The organism is Clostridium sp. TW13, from assembly GCF_024345225.1.
GTDB lineage: Bacteria > Bacillota > Clostridia > Clostridiales > Clostridiaceae > Inconstantimicrobium > Inconstantimicrobium mannanitabidum.
This window is the reverse complement of record NZ_BROD01000001.1, coordinates 1,418,318-1,435,296: the sequence shown is the minus strand read 5'-3', so window position 1 is coordinate 1,435,296 and position 16,979 is coordinate 1,418,318. Positions and strand designations below refer to the sequence as shown.

Below are 16,979 nucleotides of genomic sequence, written 5' to 3'. Positions count from 1 at the left end.
TGAAAGGAGTATTTTTATGAAATTTGCTTTTGTAGATTATAGAATTTCTGATAAAGAGTTAACTTCATTAAAAAAAATTAATATCGAACCAATAAAAGTTCCTCCTTGTCACAAACTGTATAATGCTATTAACGGTCATGTTGATATACAATTATTTCAAAGCTCACCTTTATGTAATCAATTTATCGCCTACAAAGATATACCAGAAAACTTTTTATCTAAATTAACTTCTCTAAAAGTTAATTTCACCTTATCCTCTTCATCCTTAGGTGAAACCTATCCTGAAAATATAGCATTGAACTGCATTAGCACTGGCTCAATTTTAATCCATAATCTAAAATATACAGATGAGCAAATTAAAACCTTATGTAAAAATAAGAAATTAATTAACATAAAACAAGGATATTCTAAGTGCTCTTGTGCTATAGTAAATAATTCCGCATTCATAACAAGTGACATAGGAATATATAACGTTCTTAAATCTTGCTCCTATGATGTTCTATTGCTACCTGCTGGAGATATTGTACTAGAAGATTTTGACTATGGTTTTATAGGTGGTACATGTGGATTAATCTCCAAAGATACAATGGCTTTTTTTGGTGACATTAACCAATATAAATACGGTGACCAAGTCAAAGAATTCTTAGATTCTCACAATGTTAATATAATCTCATTAAATGATGGTAAGCTAGTTGATAGAGGAGGCTTATTTATTTTCGACTCCTCTATATAATATGTGCATTTTGAAAATTTGTTATAGGAATTAACTTAATACTATTTGTTTTATTGTATCTAGAACTCCATTTTCATCATTACTTTTGGCTGTAAATCTAGATACTTTTTTTAACTCCTCATGAGCATTTTCCATAGCATAGCTATAATAAGCGCTTTGCATCATTTCTAAATCATTTAAGTAATCTCCAAACACCATAGTCTCATCATAACTAACATTCAATGCTTGTTGAATCTCTTTAATTGCTATTCCCTTGTTTATACCCTTAGCTGTAATATCAAGCCATAGTTTGCCTGAAACAGTTATTTGAACACTTTTCTGGTATTCCTGAAAATAATTTAGACTATTATTTTCAGTACCCTTTAAGTCACAGATAGCAACTTTCAATATCTTATCATCTACATCCTCAAATTTTTCTACGCACTGACATCTAACATAATATCTATTTACTTCTTCTGCAAAACTTTGATTTTGACTTTCTATATATGCAGAATCTTTTCCACAAAGGACTATCTCACACTGTGAAATTTCTCTTGCTATCCTAATAATATGTAATGCTTGTTCCCTATCCATATCATTAACTACTAATTCTTTGTCCTTATGTACTACAAAAGTTCCATTTTCAGCTATAAATAGCATGTCCTTTTTTACTTTATCAAATTGTTTTAGCAAAGTGTAATATTGCCTCCCACTAGCTACTGCAAATAGAATATTCTTTTCCTTCAATTTATTAAAAACTTCATCAAACTCTGGATTAATTTCATGATTACTATTTAGTAATGTTCCATCCATATCCGTTGCTATTAACTTTATCATAGGTAATCCCCCTTTAATTCACTTGATGTCTTCACGCATTCCTATTCAGCTTAATTAATTATAATAAATAAACCTATAACTTTCAACTTAAGTTATAGGCTATACTTCCTTTATGAGGCAACGATCTATATTCAATTTTTAATGTTTTCTAAAATACTTTTTATATTTAAATCTTATTTTATTAATTCACTATACTCTTGTCTTAACATAGAATAACAATAATCATCAAAAATTTTCCCATCATACCTTTTACTAGCTGCCCTTAATATTCCCTCAAACTTAAATCCAACCTTCTCTATAACTCTTTTAGAGGTAGTATTAAAATCATAATGATAGACGGAAATTAATTGGACATTTGCTTCTTCAAAGGCATACTTCAAAATTTCTTGTACTGCTTCTGGCATTATACCTTTTCCCCAATAATCTTCGGATAAAACATATCCAAGCATCTTAGCTCCCGTATCACTTCTTTTGTGATCGTCATGCAATCCAATAGAACCTATGACACTCCCACTCTCTTTATCTTGTATGGCCCATACTTGCTGTTTTTCTATAAAACTATTTAATATACTCAAAGTAGTCTCTTTACTTTCATGAGGTGCCCATCCAGCATTAGGTCCAACCTTAGGATTCTTAGCATATTGATAAAAATCATCTAAATCCTCTAGCTTCCATCCTCTCAAAATTAATCTTTTTGATTCTAAAGTCTTCACTTTTCCTAATCCTTCGTTAGCTTTTTCTTTAAAATACCTCTGACACCTATCAATCCATATTTTTTTATGTTCTTCTGACGATACTATTCTATTATTAAAATCATAAACACTATTAACTCCAGCTTCTTGGCACCAGGAAAAGCACGTCTTATAAAAAGCTTTTTGCTCATCATTATCATTACCTTTATCCATATAACCATAAACATAAGAGAATCCTTTTTGAACTGCAACTACTAGCCTAGAATATCCGTCAATAACTAAAATCTTATTATCTATCTCAACACATCCCACCATTACATCCCTTGGACAATTCACCCAAGAGATAGCCTTATGTACCTTTTTTTCATCCACTGTAAGTTGTTCTGGTACAATATCTGATAAACTTAATTTGAATAATTTACTTGCATTATCAATTTCATACATCCATCCTTTATCGGCAATAAAACCAAAAGATTTAAGAGTTTTCAAATCTACTTCTGAAATTTCATTTTTTAAAACAACAGAATTAACATAAGGATTCCAATAACTTAATTCTTCAATAAACCCCTTTACTACTCTTATTGATTGGTTCTTTGAACAAGGTAATAAAATATTGGTTATCTCAGCTACTATACCATTTATATTATATTCAAATATGCCTATAACATCTTCCCCCTGCTTTGCTATAAAAGCTGTACTATGAATATAGCTCTTTTTATATTTTAAAAATTGCTCCTCTTTTTCTGTTACTCTAAATATATTCATTAAACTTTCCCCCAAACCTAAACATTCCATATATATTATTATACCTGAACTAATAATATTGATTCAATTTAATTCATTAAACTATTGTTGTATAAATGAATTTATTATCTAAATTCATATAGTAACATCATAAAATACTTTCTCATTTTTTATAAAGTCTTAATTCTAAAAAAATAGACCGTTTATAACTAATTATTAGCTATAAACGGTCTATTTAATTACAACTAAGTACTATAATTCAAATCATATATGCTAAAAATTGATTCGTCTTAACATAGTTTGCTTCTTAATAATTAATAATATCCTATACTTTTAAATCATAGACCATATTAATTAACTCTTTGTTTACTTATTCAACCAAACTTAAGAACTGTTTTAATCTTGAATTAGTTGTATTGGTAAATAATTTTTGTGGAGTTCCACTTTCAACTATAATCCCATCATCCATAAATATTACATTATTAGCAACCTCTTTTGCAAAACTCATCTTATGAGTAACTACAACCATTGTCATTCCTTCATGCGAAAGATCTCTCATAACCTTAAGAACCTCTGCCTCAAGTTCTGGATCAAGTGCAGAAGTTGGTTCATCAAATAGCAACACTGATGGTTCCATAGCCATTGCACGGGCAATAGCAACCCTCTGCTGCTGTCCACCAGAAAGTTCGTGCGGATAGCTGTTACTTTTTTCTGAAAGCCCAACTTTCTGCAAAAGCGTAATTGCTTTAGCTCTAGCATCATCTTTTGATTGCTTTAGAACAGTAACAGGTCCTTCCATAATATTTTGAATAACAGTCATATGTGGAAATAGGTGAAACCCTTGAAATACCATACCTGTACTCTTTCTTAATTTCAAAATATCATTTTGGATATTTTTCTTATTCGTTTTAAATTCCAATGTATTATTTCCAATACTTATTGTACCTTCATTAGGAATCTCTAATAAATTCATGCAGCGAAGAAGCGTAGTTTTCCCTGAACCAGACGGTCCTATTATAAATGTTGCTTCCCCTTTAGGAACATTTAAATCTATTCCCTTTAAAATCTCTTTATCACCAAAACTTTTGTGTAAATTTCGTATGTTAATCATTACTTTCACCTCATTACTTAGCCACATAACGTTCTAGTCTATTTTCTATCCTATGTTGAATAAAAGATAACATACTACAGAATAGTAGATATATCACTGCAGCTTCACAGTACAATACTAACGGTTCGTACGTTGTAGCTGTAATTCTTTGAGCTATTTGGAACATTTCAGTTAAAGTTATCGTTGAAGCCAATGAAGTATCTTTTATAAGACTTATGAATGAGTTAAATAATGGTGGCACAGAAACTCTAGCTGCCTGTGGTAATATTATACGGGTTAGTGCCTGTCTACTGTTCATCCCAACAGAAAATGCCGCCTCCCATTGTCCCTTAGGTATAGATAAAATTGCAGCCCTAATAACTTCAGATGTATACGCTCCAACATTTAAAGTAAACCCTATTATAGCAGCAGTTATAGGTTCTAATGTTATTCCAGCTCTTGGTAACCCATAAAATATTATAAATAGTTGAACTAACAACGGTGTGCCTCTCACTATCCAAACATAAAATCCAGATATAAATCTTAACACCTTAAATTTTGATATACGAGCTAAGGCAGTAGCTAGCGCAACAATTATACCAAGTCCAAAAGAAATTAATGCTACTGGAATAGTAAATTTTAATCCTGCCTCTAATAAAGGTAGAAAAGATTTCAAAATTATTTGTATTATTCTTTCTGTTTGAGTATCAAAATTCATATCATCACCATATTATTTTGATACATCAGTACCAAACCATTTCTCTGATATTTTTAAGTAAGTCCCGTCTTTTTTCATATTACCCAATTCCTTATTAACTGCATCTATTAACTCTTTATTTCCTTTATTAAATAAAAATGCGTTTAAGTCACCATCCTTAGATTTATCTACAACTTTTATACCTAAATCAGGTTTTTGCTTTTTTAAATCAAGGAATGATAAACTGTCATTAATTACAGCATCTACTCTCTTTGATGTTAATAAATCAATTCCTTGATTAAATCCATCTACTGGCTCAAGCGTAGCTCCATTAGCTTTTGCAATTTTACCCAGGTTACTAGTTAATGATTGAGCGGATTTTTTACCATTCAAATCAGAGAATTTTTTGATTGTATTATTATCACTGTTAACAATAAGTACAGGTTTTGATGCTATATAAGAATCTGAAAAATCATATTTTTCTTTTCTTTCAGCATTTATAGTAACTTCATTAGCTACCATATCAAATCTCTTAGCATCTAGCCCTGCTATCATTCCATCCCATTTTGTTTCTACAAATTCTGCTTTTACTCCAAGACGCTTTGATACTTCCTCAGCAATCTCAACATCAAATCCAGTTAACTTACCAGAAGCATCATGGAATGTAAATGGAGCATATGTACCTTCTGTACCTATACGTATTTTTCCTTCACTTTGTATTTTAACTAGCGAAGATTTATTTTGTTCACTAGTTCCTTTTTGGTTATTTGATGCGCAGCCAACCAAAGCTACAGTTGTAATTAATAAACTGCCAATTAGCATTGATATTTTTTTCATAATTAGCTTCCTCCTTAGTATTCCTATCAGATTAGTATGATTTATATTAACACGAGTATTATCTCATGTCAATAATGTATTTAGTTGAGATTGTTAACACATGTGCTAGTAATATCTGATGCATTTTCTTGTCATTTGTAGACCCCTTTTAACATAATCTATTCCCCTACCACACCCAAATTTCTACGATATAAAACGCCGTGGAGGTTATAATAGCAAATAAAAGTAGCCTATACTGCTAACCTTCTTACAAGTTACAGTATAAGCTACTTTTAAATAACCTTTATATAATTATGGGCTTCACCCAGATATTTATTTAGCTTGTTCTAACAACTGTCCTAAATCTTCATGGCTAAACACGTATTTCTTGTCGCAAAAATCACAAGTTACTTCTTCGGTTTTTCCATCCTCATAAATTTCTTGTAAATCTTTTTGACCTATACTAATTAATGCTCTTTCAACTCTCTCTCTAGTACAATCACATCTATATTGAGGCTCTATAGATTCATTAATTTTTAAATCCATTCCTTCAAAGATATATTCAATTATTTCTTCAATACTATCTTTTTCACCAATTAAAGTAGTGATTGATGGTATTTCTTCTAATCTGTATGTTATTAGATCTGTAAGCAAATCATCAGCTCCTGGCATCATTTGAATAATAAAACCACCAGCTGCCTTTATACTTAAATCCTTATCAACTAAAACTCCTAAAGATACTGCTGATGGAGTTTGTTCTGATACTGTAAAATAATATGCAAAGTCCTCAGCTATTTCTCCTGTATATATTGGTACTTGTCCAACATAAGGTTCTTTAAGACCCAAATCCTTTATTACAAGTAAATTTCCATCCTTTCCAACAGCTTCACCTACATTTAGTTTACCATTAGCTACATTTAAAGGAAAATGTACTGTAGGATTTCCTATATATCCTTTTACTACTGCATCAGATTTTGCTGTTACAGTAATTCCATTAGCAGGTCCTCCACCATTTATTTTTAATGTTAAAGCTTCCTGTTCTGACTTTAACATACTTCCCATCAAAGCACCTGCTGTTAGCATTCTTCCCAATGCTGCAGAAGCTGTAGGTGTACATCCATGTATTCTTGCTCCTTCGTTTACTATATCTGTTGTTATTCCTGCAATTATTCTAACCATACCATCTTTGGCAGTTGCTCTAATTATTTTATCCATAATATCTACTCCTTTTTCTTTCTTACAACCCAAAGAATTCTCTCTGAATCTTGTTTCACAGCATTTCTACTGTAACCTTCATACTTGCCTAGCACTTCTAAGCCAGTTTCTTGAAGACATTGATCTATAAAATCTTCCCTATATGCTCTTTCTTCATGAACCTCCTCAAACCTCCTATAGGCATCTCCATCCCTTACAAAGAAGGTAAGATTCATCTCCACAATTTCGTCTTCAAAGATGTTTTCCCAACTATAGAATACATCTTCACTATTATAAGTATATATATTGTTTCCTAAAATTTCACTCAATTTATAATACGAATTAATATCAAATAAAAATATTCCATCCTCTCGAAGATGATTTTTTACTGATTTAAGATAACTTTTTATCTCTTCATCTTCTAGTATATAGTTAGTAGAATCTAATACACAGGTTATAAGATCAAACTCTTTATTTAAAGATAATTCAGTCATGTCTTGACAAACTATATTAGCCTTTAACCTCTGCCCCCTAAATTTTTCTGCTGCTTCTTGAAGCATATCTTGTGATAAATCCACAAGAAATCTATTGGTAAAGCTATCTGCTATTTCTATGGCAACATTACCAGTTCCACAGGCTAAATCCAAATAATTTTCTTTATTCACATTATACTCCTCACAGAGTTCTAGAGTAAATTCTTTTATCTTCTTGTAATCTATATCCTCATATATTAATTCATCATATATGCTGGCAAAATCTTTGTAACTTGTGTTCATGACAAAATCCCCCATGAAAAATCTTCTCTAACTATATTAATTAATTGTTACAATAAAGTCAATGTTCTTTAGAAATTTCAAGAATTTCTCTATTAGATGGTAACTTTAAATCTTTTTTTCTTTTTGTCATTATCCCCCCTATTCTGCCTGTCTCTTCCGCACTTAAACCACCCCATCCAAGCTCATCAACCTTATCCTTTAACCCTAACTCCTCTGCTATCTCATATTTTATGTTCTCTCTAATAAGCTCTTCTTTGGTTAGTTCCTTATGAGCCTTCAATTTAGATTTTATAACTTTTTTTAATGGTGTTTTGCTCATAATAATTCTCCTTTGTTTCAAAAATTATATTATATTTTTTATTTTTAACGAAATTTTATATAATATACAAATTAATTTGTTAACATATCATTTTAAAGAAGAGTAAAATATACTATAATGAAGTGAATATAAAAATGTAGGAGGTATTATATGTCTTTATTTAAAGGCTCAGGAGTAGCTTTAATTACTCCTTTTATAAAAGATAAAGTTGATTTTGATAAACTTGGAGAATTGCTTGAATTCCATGTTAATAATAAAACTGACGCTATAATAATCTGTGGTACTACTGGTGAAGCTTCAACTATGTCCGAAGCTGAACGTAAAGAAACCATAGAATTTACTGTTAAAAAAATAAACAAAAGAATTCCCGTAATTGCTGGAACTGGCTCAAATAATACAGCTAGTTCAATATCTATGTCTAAGTGGGCTGAAAGCATTGGAGTAGATGGTCTGCTTGTAATAACTCCTTATTACAATAGAACTACTCAAAAAGGATTAATACAACACTTTACTGCTATAAATGATGCAGTTAATATACCTATAATACTTTATAATGTTCCATCAAGAACAGGAATGAATATTCTTCCTCAAACATTATTAGAACTTTCAAAGCTAAAAAATATTGTTGCAGTAAAAGAAGCTAGCGGAGATATATCTCAAATTGCTAAGATAAAAGCCCTTTGTCAAGATAACTTAGATATTTATTCTGGAAATGATGATCAAATTTTACCTATCCTTTCTTTAGGTGGAGTTGGTGTTATCTCTGTTCTAGCTAATATAATTCCTGAAGAAACTCACAATATATGTGAAGCTTTCTTTAAAGGTAATGTAAAAGAATCTTTAGATTTACAGCTAAAATATCTAGAACTAGCCAATACTCTATTTATAGAAAATAATCCTATTCCTATAAAAACTGCTCTTAATTTAGCAGGGTTCAAAGTTGGAGACTTAAGACTTCCTTTATGTGAAATGGAAGAAAAGAATTTAACTGTGTTAGAGAATACATTAAAGAAATATAATTTACTTTAATTAAAGGAGTTGCATATAATGACAAAAATATTATTACACGGTTGTTGTGGAAAGATGGGAAGAGTTATTTCTGAGCTTTCAAAAAAATATGACAACTTATCAATTGTAGCTGGAATAGATAAATTTGGTTCTGACAATATGGGATATCCTGTTTTTAAAAGCTTAGATGAATGTAACGTTGAGTATGATGTACTTCTAGACTTTTCAAGGGCAGATGCATTAGAAAATTTATTGACTTTTTCCCTAAAAAAACAAAAGCCAATAGTTCTTTGTTCCACTGGATATACAGAAGATCAGCTACAACTAATTGAAAATAAATCAAAAGAACTTCCTATATTCCGTTCAGCAAATATGAGTGTTGGTATAAACCTAATTTCAATGTTATTAAGAAAAGTGGCTCCTGTACTTAAGGATAACTTTGATATTGAAATAATTGAGGAACATCATAATCAAAAGGTAGATGCTCCAAGTGGTACAGCTCTTCTTCTTGCTGATTCAATCAAAAATAGTTTAGATACTGAAACTGAATATGTTTACGGTAGAAGTGGCTCTTCAAAAAGAGACAAGAATGAAATTGGAATTCATGCTATTCGTGGCGGAAGCATAGTTGGAAATCATGATGTTATCTTTGCAGGTGATGGTGAAGTTATTAAATTCACCCACAATGCTTTATCAAGAGAAGTTTTTGCAGTAGGTGCATTAAAAGCCTGCCAATATATTTCTAAAGTATCAGAAAATAAACTTTACAATATGGAAGATGTTATAGGACTAGATTTTTAATTTAATTCTAAAAGGATGTTTCAAACTGAAACATCCTTTTTTCTATATACATACTTAATATTTCATTAATTTTTTATTTTTTCTATAAACTCTCTTAATAAACCTAAAGACTTCTGCAACTCTTTCATACTGTAACTATAGGATATTCTTATATACCCCTCTCCACCTTTGCCAAAAGCACTTCCAGGAACACAAGCCACCTTCATTTCATTAAGTAATCTATCACAAAATTCTTCTGAAGTAAGTCCTGTCTTCTTTATGTTTGGAAAAATATAAAAAGCTCCCTTAGGACAATTAACTTCTAATCCCATATCTTTTAGCTGGCTATATACATAATCTCTTCTCTTTTGAAACTCTTGCCTCATATATTCTACATCATCTAAACTTTCTCTTAAGCCTACAACTGTAGCATATTGAACCATAGAAGTAGCACAGGATACATTATATTGATGTACCTTCATAACCTGCTCCATTATCTCTTTAGGTGCACAAACATATCCTAGTCTAAGTCCAGTCATTGAGAACATCTTTGAAAATCCACTAACATAAATTAATTTATCCCTAAGCTCTTTAATTTGTGCTACACTGTAGTATTTATCTTCATAGCATAAAGCTGCATAAATTTCATCTGTTATTACCTTTACATCATGTTTTGCTAGTAATTCAGCTAACTTATCCCTATCTTCCTTTGTTAAAACTGCTCCAGTAGGATTGCACGGATATGATATAACTATAGCTTTTATATCCTTATCCTTTAATCGCTCTTCTATTTCATCAATATTGATAGTAAAATCATCATTTAAAGTATAATTCACTACAGTTCCTCCAGCCATCTTAGTTATGCTTTCATAAGCTGGATATGCTGGTGTAGGAATAAGCACTTTATCACCTTGGTTTATTAGAGCCATAATTACTGCAAAAAGTCCCTGACTTCCCCCAACAGTTATACAAATTTCATCTGCATCATAATTTACATCCAAAGAACTCAAATAATTTGAAATTTCTTCTCTTAATTCTAAAATTCCTGCATTGGAAGTATAAACAGTTTTATCTTCATCAATTGCTGTCTTCATAGCCTCTTTTATAGCCTTTGGCACTGGAAAATCTGGTTGACCTAATGTCAACGAAATTGCTCCTGGAACCTTACTGACCTTATTAGAAAACTTTCTTATACCTGACAATTCTACATCTAAAACTCTTTGATTCATTAAAATTCAATCCCCTTTCTTGCTACTACTCCTTTTGAGTAGTAATGTTTCACTTCTTTCATCTCAGTAACTAGATCGGCAACTTCAATTAATTGGGCTGATGCATTTCTGCCCGTAAGAATAATTTCCATGTGTTCTGGTTTACTTTGTAAAACTTCTATTACCTTAGCTTCATCTAAATATCCTTGGGATAGTACCCCTACTAATTCATCTATAATCAACATATCACATGAGTTACTCATAATTAGATTTTTCACATTTTCAAAACCTTTTTCTATATTCTTTATTAATTCTTCCTTTTCTTCTTCAGTTAAATTCCAAGTAAAATCCTTTGGAGTTGCAAATCTATAAATACTAACGCCCGGAATATTCTCAAGAATCTTCAACTCTCCAGTCTGCCATGACTTCATAAATTGCACAAAGTTTACCTTGTATCCATTTCCTGCTGCTCTCACTGCAAGTCCTACTGCACAAGTAGTCTTCCCCTTTCCATCTCCTGTATATATCTGAATGTATCCTTTATCTTGCATGCTTTCACTTCCTCTTCTTTTTATTTTATCTAAAAATGTTTTTTTTATCTACAGTTTGAATAAAAAAATAGCAGGCGACTGTGAAACTGGAGATTTTTTTTACGCATCTGCCTTATCAAACGAATGTGAGAAAAACTTGGCAGGCGGATATAATTTCTTTTTATTCTTTTTCCATATGAAATCTAATCAAATTCTTATAAGCTATCTAAAAATTTGATTTTATTATAATATCCTAAAGAATAAAATAAAAATTCTCTTTAATAATAATTATTAATCAACTATAATAAATATATTGTAGAATAAATAGTACATAAATAGAAAGGATGATAATATGAGTTACAATTTTACAGACCCATACGAAATTGCTAGATTTATAAAAGAATCAAAGAAATCTACACCAACTAAGGTCTATGTAAGTGGAGATTTAGAAGGCTGTGACATGAAAAATATAGAATGGTATGGTGCTAATGGTTTCTACGTACTTTTCGGTGAAAGCAGTGAGATAAGAGAGGTTATTTTAGATAATAAAGAAAAGATACAACATTTCCGTATGGAAAATGACAGAAGAAATTCAGCTATCCCTATGTTAAATCTTTTAGACATAGATGCAAGAATTGAGCCAGGTGCAATCATAAGAGACAAAGTAACTATAGGTAAAAATGCAGTTATAATGATGGGTGCAGTAATTAATATAGGCGCTGAAATTGGCGAAGGCACTATGGTTGATATGAATGCTGTAGTTGGTGCTAGAGGCCAACTTGGTGCTAGAGTGCATCTTGGAGCTGGAGCAGTGGTTGCTGGAGTTTTAGAACCACCAAGTAAAAGCCCATGCATAATTGAAGATGATGTATTAATAGGAGCTAATTCAGTTATCCTAGAAGGCGTTAAGATCGGTAAAGGTTCAGTAGTGGCTGCTGGTTCAGTAGTAGTTGAAGATGTCCCAAGTGGTGTTGTTGTCGCTGGTACACCTGCTAAAATCATCAAAGAGGTTGATGATAAAACAAAAGATAAAACTCAAATTCTAGATGATTTAAGAAAATAAAAAAAGTCGTGCATTGCACGACTTTTTTTCTCAAACATCAATTTTGTTAACTTCTTATGAAATTCCTTGTTCTTCAGTTGTTTCTTGTTTATCTTCGTCTTTTACCTTCTCCATTTTAGAAATTGATACCTCATAAGCTATTTTCTTAGTAACGCTTTCTTCTGAAGTTTTCTTTTGGTATTCTCTACTTTGTAATCTTCCCCATACTCTTATGTTATCACCAACACTTAAAGTCTTGCAGAATCTAGAATTTCTTCCCCAAGCTATAGTTGGAATATAATCTGATTTGTTATACGCTCTATTAACAGCTAATAATACATCAGCTATTTCTCTTCCAAAAGGAGTAGTTCTATATATTGGTTCTTTACATATATATCCATCTAGGTATATTTCATTTGGGTTTTTAAACTTTTCTTCGCATATTTCTATTTCTCTGGCGAAAACAGTTAAAATCAATCTATTATTTCCATCTATAAATTTGTTGTATGATCTAAGTTGACCGTCAACAACTACATCCATACCTATTTCTAAAGGAAAATTAATTAATAATCTTTCTGATATAGTAATATTTAGTCTATCCTTTGAATCACTAAGTCTAACTACATCTAATGCAAAGGTATAGAAACTTTCCCCATACATAGCATGACTATACTCTAAGCCTGAAGCAACCTTTCCTTGTAGTACTATTTTGTTATTAAAAACTAATGTGTCCATTTAAACCCCTCTCCCTATTGTTAATTAATATTAATATTAGTATAAGTTAATCATATTTTTTTCTTGATGTCTGCCCTTTTCCATTATAATACATTTGGTATTTAATTTTCAATATTTTTTTAATTTATTCCTTAATTAATTATTTTTTGTTTTCCATCCACATCAATATAGTAATTTCCTTTAAACACCAAATCATCTATTCTTACAAAATTATACCCATCACTTTTTAGCTTATCTATTACTCTAGGCAAACTTTTTGTAGTGTATTTACCATTATTATGATATAAAATAATAGATCCTGATTTAGCCTTTTTAATTATCCTATCATATTCAAATTGTTCACTTTTATTTTTCCAATCTATAGAATCAACATCCCATTGTATAGGTGTGTACTTATTATTTCTTAATGTCACAACTGCATTACTATTGTATGAACCACTTGGAAATCTAAAATACTTTGGAGTCACTCCTACTACTTTTTTAACTATATCATTAGTCTTTTGAATTTCTTCAATCATTCTAGTATTAGATATCTTTTTAAAATCAGGATGCATATAACTATGATTGCCTATCTCATGACCACCCTCATAAATTCTTTTAAGTTTTTCTTGATTTTCTTGGGAATAATTCACCCACCCTCCCATAACAAAAAAGGTAGCTTTAACATTCTTATCTTTTAAAATTTTTAAAATATCATCAAGATAATCAGTTTCAGCCCAATTAACATCAAAAGTTATTGCTACTTTCTTTTCATCTGTATCTACGCAATAAATTGGATTTTCTTTTTTCTCTACTATGGTTGATATAACCCCCAACTTTCCAATTACCAATAATAAAAATAAAGCTACTAAAAGAATTCCTATATTTCTCTTCACATTAAAACTCCCTAATAATATTTATATCCTTATATATTATTAAGTTGTTATTGTATTTATTAATAAAATTATTCAAAGATACAGATTTAAATATAATTATATTTAAATATTTATAGGGAAAATGCCACTTTAGAACAATATTTGACAAACAACAAAAAGCATAACTCTACCTTTTATTTGAAAGATTACTTAAAGTAAGACTTAAACTACTACACTAATATAATTTATCATTAAACTAAATAGCTTTTTATTGATTTCAAGGACTATAGGTGGACAATCCGACCTATAATTTTTTAGTCTATATTTCAACATCTAATTAAGATATATCAAAATTATTATATATACAATTAACTTAATTGGAAAAATAGTTCAGTCTTTTCTCCAGCCTTTTTGAAACCACACTTTTTATACATATCTTTTGCAGTACCTGCACTATTAGTTATCAGATAAGCGAATTCAACATTTTTTTCTTTGGATTCTTGTAATAGATATTTTAGTACGGAAGTTCCAAATCCTTTTCTTTGATATTGCTTTATTATATCAAAATCCTCTATTTTTGATATTTCGTTATTTATCATAAGTTCACAATCTCCAATAGCTATTCCATTATCATAACAAACATATAAATCTAAGTTAGAATCTAGTTTCTTGAACACTTCTGATTTTCTTAAAATTCTCTTACAAGCAAATTCATTACTCATAGCAGCTTCATTTGCTAAAACATCTACTTTAATGCCATCATTTAATACTTCCCCTGATAAAGCTTTCTTTACAATACAATTTTTCTTTATGTGCAAATACTCACTCATTTTAGGTTCAATATACAAATAATCATATTTAGTTACCTCAGGAACTAAAGGAAACTCATTGATATCCATGTCATCTATAGGAAAATTACACTCTATTCTTAGAAAATCAGCGTCTTCAGATTTTCTTTTCTCTAGTTCCTGAATTATTATTTTTCTAAAATCATCTTTTGAAACTTTGCTCTTAATCAAAGTAAAATTGTGCATATACATATCCTTCAAGCTAATATCACGAAACCTAATAATTTCATCATCTTCATATGTTTCTGCAAATTTCTTTGTGTACTCTATTTCAGAACTTAAAAATCTATCTAGCATAGTCTTATCTCCTAGCAATAATTAATTTTAATTTATATAAACTTCCACCACTTGCTTGCATTAATGCCTGAACCCTCTGCTTCTTTGCACTTCTTAATAAATTTTAAAAGTCCCTCTTTTTCAGAAGGCAATCCATAAAATACTCTTTCTGCCGCCCTAACTACCATCCATTTTGAAAATTCATCCCATTGAAAATTCTCTATTTTATAACAAGTGGATAAGTATCTTCTTGCTATAAGACTGCCTGTACAGCCTAATAAAAAATTTTGTAACTTAGGCATGCTTGGAATTTCAGGTGTATTTTTCAGAAGCAAGTACGTATGAGCAATATCAGATAACTTTCTTCCTATCGTGGCTCCAAACCAATCAATAACATAGTATTTTCTGTTAACTATCATAATGTTTCCAGGATGAAAATCGCCATGACAAATGTCATTTCCCTTTGGCAATACCTTGAGAATATTAAGTACAAATTCCTTCAATTCAGAATCAAGCAATTCCCCCTTAGGAATAAGATGTGCTGCCCTTTCATTTATTGATACCATCTCTAATCCATCTACACAATCAGCCACTTCCATATGAAGTTCTGCAAGCTTTTCAGCCTGTTTAAATATTTTTAACGGCTTGTTTCTTAATTCGTCAATCATGGTGCTTCCATTAATTTTCTCCATGATTATAGACGGCTTTTCTTCTACCTTTAAAAACTCATAGACTTCAGGAACAGATTTTCCTTTATCATGCAGACTCTTCATAACTGACATTTCTATCTTTAGTGCTTCCTCATCATTCTTATTTCTAAGGACTCTTATTATCTTATTTGAATCCAATTCATAAATATCAGCTTGCCCACCTTGTGCCATTAACTTAAGCTTATCTAACTCAATCATTTTACACTTCACCAGTATAAGCATAATACCTTACCAGCTAAAGCTTCACTTCCTTTCAAGTAATATGAACATTTCATTCTTTCAGACATAACTTCTAAAAAGTTATATTTTATTATCTAAATTTCATAAATTTATCTGCAGAATTATCTAGTTCTTCAAATGTTTCATTAATGCTATACTGTATGTCATTACTTCTAAAATCCATTTTTAAAGCCTGTAAAGAATACACAGTCAAAGGATAAGCATATACTTTTAAATCCAACTCTTCATTTACCCTAAGCCAATAAGCAATTGCATGATTAAAAGCACCTTCATGTGCTATTGCAGCCACTTTTACATCTGGCACATCGATAAATCCTTTATCTTTTAATCTCTTTAATGTATCTTCCATAGTTGCACAGGATTTCAGCATTATATTTGTATACTTATCTTCAAATCTTGGATTTAACCCAACAGCCTCAATAAGCAATATTTTTGCTAGTTCCCTATATTTTTGATACGTCCATATTGAAGCTGCTACCACATGTGCAAATCTTTCAGCAGCAGTCTTAGCATCCATACCTACAGCATATTTATTTACATGATTAATTAATTTCTCCATTTCATCATATAACTCTTCAAACAAATCTTCCTTATTTTTAAAATATAAATAAAATGTACCTACTGAAATTTCAGCTGCATCGCAAATATTCTTAACTGATGTTTGATGATAGCCATTTTGGGCAAAAACCTTAGCAGCAGTTCCAAAAATCAACTTTCTTTTTTCATCTTTTCTGGCTTCTGTTTTATCTGATTTCTTATATACCATAAAGCGCTCCTTACTGTTAATTCAAAAAGTGACGTTTAATTCACTTCTTGAATTAAGAATATAACTTCTGTAATGATTTGTCAATAAAAAGAAATGGCAGGCGAA

General features: G+C 30.5%; 19 protein-coding genes. 4 read left to right on the top strand and 15 right to left on the bottom strand.

All coding sequences use genetic code 11. From position 1 onward, the window contains the following. Window positions 1-16: 16 nt before the first annotated feature. Window positions 17-733 carry a DUF6873 family GME fold protein gene (locus OCU47_RS06905; protein WP_261827863.1) on the top strand — a complete coding sequence of 239 codons (717 nt, stop codon included), beginning with the start codon at window positions 17-19 and terminating at the stop codon, window positions 731-733. Window positions 734-763: 30 nt separating this feature from the next. On the opposite strand, the gene OCU47_RS06900 is transcribed toward OCU47_RS06905, so the two are convergent. The 8 genes from OCU47_RS06900 to OCU47_RS06865 form a co-directional block, all read right to left on the bottom strand. Further along, window positions 764-1,549, bottom strand: a complete 786-nt coding sequence (locus OCU47_RS06900; protein WP_261827862.1) for a Cof-type HAD-IIB family hydrolase — start codon at window positions 1,547-1,549, stop codon at window positions 764-766. 173 nt (window positions 1,550-1,722) lie between these two features. Next, the gene (locus OCU47_RS06895) at window positions 1,723-3,006 is read right to left on the bottom strand and encodes a GNAT family N-acetyltransferase (protein WP_261827861.1); all 1,284 of its coding nucleotides are present in this window, start codon (window positions 3,004-3,006) and stop codon (window positions 1,723-1,725) included. Window positions 3,007-3,355: 349 nt separating this feature from the next. Further along, window positions 3,356-4,096, bottom strand: coding sequence for an amino acid ABC transporter ATP-binding protein (locus OCU47_RS06890; protein ID WP_261827860.1), 741 nt, complete (start codon window positions 4,094-4,096; stop codon window positions 3,356-3,358). 13 nt (window positions 4,097-4,109) lie between these two features. Then, entirely contained in the window at window positions 4,110-4,793 is a 684-nt protein-coding gene (locus OCU47_RS06885) for an amino acid ABC transporter permease (RefSeq protein ID WP_261827859.1), read from the bottom strand. Window positions 4,794-4,805: 12 nt separating this feature from the next. After that, on the bottom strand, window positions 4,806-5,609 hold the full coding sequence (locus OCU47_RS06880) for an amino acid ABC transporter substrate-binding protein (protein ID WP_261827858.1): 804 nt from the start codon (window positions 5,607-5,609) through the stop codon (window positions 4,806-4,808). 312 nt (window positions 5,610-5,921) lie between these two features. Then, window positions 5,922-6,806, bottom strand: a complete 885-nt coding sequence (gene hslO / locus OCU47_RS06875; RefSeq protein ID WP_261830594.1) for an Hsp33 family molecular chaperone HslO — start codon at window positions 6,804-6,806, stop codon at window positions 5,922-5,924. Between the two features lie 2 nt (window positions 6,807-6,808). Continuing rightward, window positions 6,809-7,558, bottom strand: coding sequence for a class I SAM-dependent DNA methyltransferase (locus tag OCU47_RS06870; RefSeq protein ID WP_261827857.1), 750 nt, complete (start codon window positions 7,556-7,558; stop codon window positions 6,809-6,811). Between the two features lie 58 nt (window positions 7,559-7,616). Continuing rightward, window positions 7,617-7,877: an alpha/beta-type small acid-soluble spore protein gene (locus OCU47_RS06865; protein WP_261827856.1), complete on the bottom strand. Its 261-nt coding sequence runs from the start codon at window positions 7,875-7,877 to the stop codon at window positions 7,617-7,619. 150 nt (window positions 7,878-8,027) lie between these two features. On the opposite strand from OCU47_RS06865, the gene dapA reads away from it, so the two are divergent. Beyond that, the gene (gene dapA, locus OCU47_RS06860) at window positions 8,028-8,906 is read left to right on the top strand and encodes a 4-hydroxy-tetrahydrodipicolinate synthase (RefSeq protein WP_261827855.1); all 879 of its coding nucleotides are present in this window, start codon (window positions 8,028-8,030) and stop codon (window positions 8,904-8,906) included. 18 nt (window positions 8,907-8,924) lie between these two features. Then, window positions 8,925-9,686 (top strand): 4-hydroxy-tetrahydrodipicolinate reductase, encoded by a 762-nt coding sequence (gene dapB / locus OCU47_RS06855; protein WP_261827854.1) that lies wholly within the window; start codon window positions 8,925-8,927, stop codon window positions 9,684-9,686. A gap of 65 nt (window positions 9,687-9,751) precedes the next feature. Here dapB and OCU47_RS06850 read toward each other — a convergent pair whose 3' ends face one another. Both OCU47_RS06850 and cobO read right to left on the bottom strand, forming a co-directional pair. After that, window positions 9,752-10,894 carry a pyridoxal phosphate-dependent aminotransferase gene (locus OCU47_RS06850; protein WP_261827853.1) on the bottom strand — a complete coding sequence of 381 codons (1,143 nt, stop codon included), beginning with the start codon at window positions 10,892-10,894 and terminating at the stop codon, window positions 9,752-9,754. Further along, a complete protein-coding gene (gene cobO, locus OCU47_RS06845) occupies window positions 10,894-11,424 on the bottom strand; it encodes a cob(I)yrinic acid a,c-diamide adenosyltransferase (RefSeq protein ID WP_261827852.1) in 531 nt (176 codons plus the stop codon). The genes OCU47_RS06850 and cobO overlap by 1 nt, the downstream gene beginning before the upstream one ends. Before the next feature lie 331 nt (window positions 11,425-11,755). On the opposite strand from cobO, the gene dapD reads away from it, so the two are divergent. Further along, window positions 11,756-12,466, top strand: a complete 711-nt coding sequence (gene dapD / locus OCU47_RS06840) for a 2,3,4,5-tetrahydropyridine-2,6-dicarboxylate N-acetyltransferase (protein WP_261827851.1) — start codon at window positions 11,756-11,758, stop codon at window positions 12,464-12,466. A gap of 54 nt (window positions 12,467-12,520) precedes the next feature. Here dapD and OCU47_RS06835 read toward each other — a convergent pair whose 3' ends face one another. From OCU47_RS06835 to OCU47_RS06815, 5 genes are all read right to left on the bottom strand, one after another. Further along, window positions 12,521-13,180 (bottom strand): single-stranded DNA-binding protein, encoded by a 660-nt coding sequence (locus OCU47_RS06835; RefSeq protein WP_261827850.1) that lies wholly within the window; start codon window positions 13,178-13,180, stop codon window positions 12,521-12,523. Window positions 13,181-13,311: 131 nt separating this feature from the next. Next, a complete protein-coding gene (locus OCU47_RS06830) occupies window positions 13,312-14,055 on the bottom strand; it encodes a polysaccharide deacetylase family protein (protein ID WP_261827849.1) in 744 nt (247 codons plus the stop codon). Window positions 14,056-14,402: 347 nt separating this feature from the next. Then, complete coding sequence (locus OCU47_RS06825; protein WP_261827848.1) at window positions 14,403-15,179, bottom strand: GNAT family N-acetyltransferase; 777 nt, start codon at window positions 15,177-15,179, stop codon at window positions 14,403-14,405. Between the two features lie 32 nt (window positions 15,180-15,211). Further along, entirely contained in the window at window positions 15,212-16,066 is an 855-nt protein-coding gene (locus OCU47_RS06820; RefSeq protein WP_261827847.1) for a phosphotransferase family protein, read from the bottom strand. 112 nt (window positions 16,067-16,178) lie between these two features. After that, window positions 16,179-16,874 carry a TetR/AcrR family transcriptional regulator gene (locus OCU47_RS06815; RefSeq protein WP_261827846.1) on the bottom strand — a complete coding sequence of 232 codons (696 nt, stop codon included), beginning with the start codon at window positions 16,872-16,874 and terminating at the stop codon, window positions 16,179-16,181. Window positions 16,875-16,979: the final 105 nt, after the last annotated feature.

Coding starts and splice junctions, on each gene's coding strand:
- OCU47_RS06865 (WP_261827856.1), bottom strand. CDS start 7,877: ATGAGCAAAACACCATTAAAAAAAGTTATAAAATCTAAATTGAAGGCT.
- OCU47_RS06880 (WP_261827858.1), bottom strand. CDS start 5,609: ATGAAAAAAATATCAATGCTAATTGGCAGTTTATTAATTACAACTGTA.
- OCU47_RS06815 (WP_261827846.1), bottom strand. CDS start 16,874: ATGGTATATAAGAAATCAGATAAAACAGAAGCCAGAAAAGATGAAAAA.
- OCU47_RS06850 (WP_261827853.1), bottom strand. CDS start 10,894: ATGAATCAAAGAGTTTTAGATGTAGAATTGTCAGGTATAAGAAAGTTT.
- OCU47_RS06835 (WP_261827850.1), bottom strand. CDS start 13,180: ATGGACACATTAGTTTTTAATAACAAAATAGTACTACAAGGAAAGGTT.
- OCU47_RS06820 (WP_261827847.1), bottom strand. CDS start 16,066: ATGATTGAGTTAGATAAGCTTAAGTTAATGGCACAAGGTGGGCAAGCT.
- OCU47_RS06900 (WP_261827862.1), bottom strand. CDS start 1,549: ATGATAAAGTTAATAGCAACGGATATGGATGGAACATTACTAAATAGT.
- dapB (WP_261827854.1), top strand. CDS start 8,925: ATGACAAAAATATTATTACACGGTTGTTGTGGAAAGATGGGAAGAGTT.
- cobO (WP_261827852.1), bottom strand. CDS start 11,424: ATGCAAGATAAAGGATACATTCAGATATATACAGGAGATGGAAAGGGG.
- dapA (WP_261827855.1), top strand. CDS start 8,028: ATGTCTTTATTTAAAGGCTCAGGAGTAGCTTTAATTACTCCTTTTATA.
- OCU47_RS06885 (WP_261827859.1), bottom strand. CDS start 4,793: ATGAATTTTGATACTCAAACAGAAAGAATAATACAAATAATTTTGAAA.
- OCU47_RS06890 (WP_261827860.1), bottom strand. CDS start 4,096: ATGATTAACATACGAAATTTACACAAAAGTTTTGGTGATAAAGAGATT.
- OCU47_RS06825 (WP_261827848.1), bottom strand. CDS start 15,179: ATGCTAGATAGATTTTTAAGTTCTGAAATAGAGTACACAAAGAAATTT.
- dapD (WP_261827851.1), top strand. CDS start 11,756: ATGAGTTACAATTTTACAGACCCATACGAAATTGCTAGATTTATAAAA.
- OCU47_RS06870 (WP_261827857.1), bottom strand. CDS start 7,558: ATGAACACAAGTTACAAAGATTTTGCCAGCATATATGATGAATTAATA.
- OCU47_RS06905 (WP_261827863.1), top strand. CDS start 17: ATGAAATTTGCTTTTGTAGATTATAGAATTTCTGATAAAGAGTTAACT.
- OCU47_RS06895 (WP_261827861.1), bottom strand. CDS start 3,006: ATGAATATATTTAGAGTAACAGAAAAAGAGGAGCAATTTTTAAAATAT.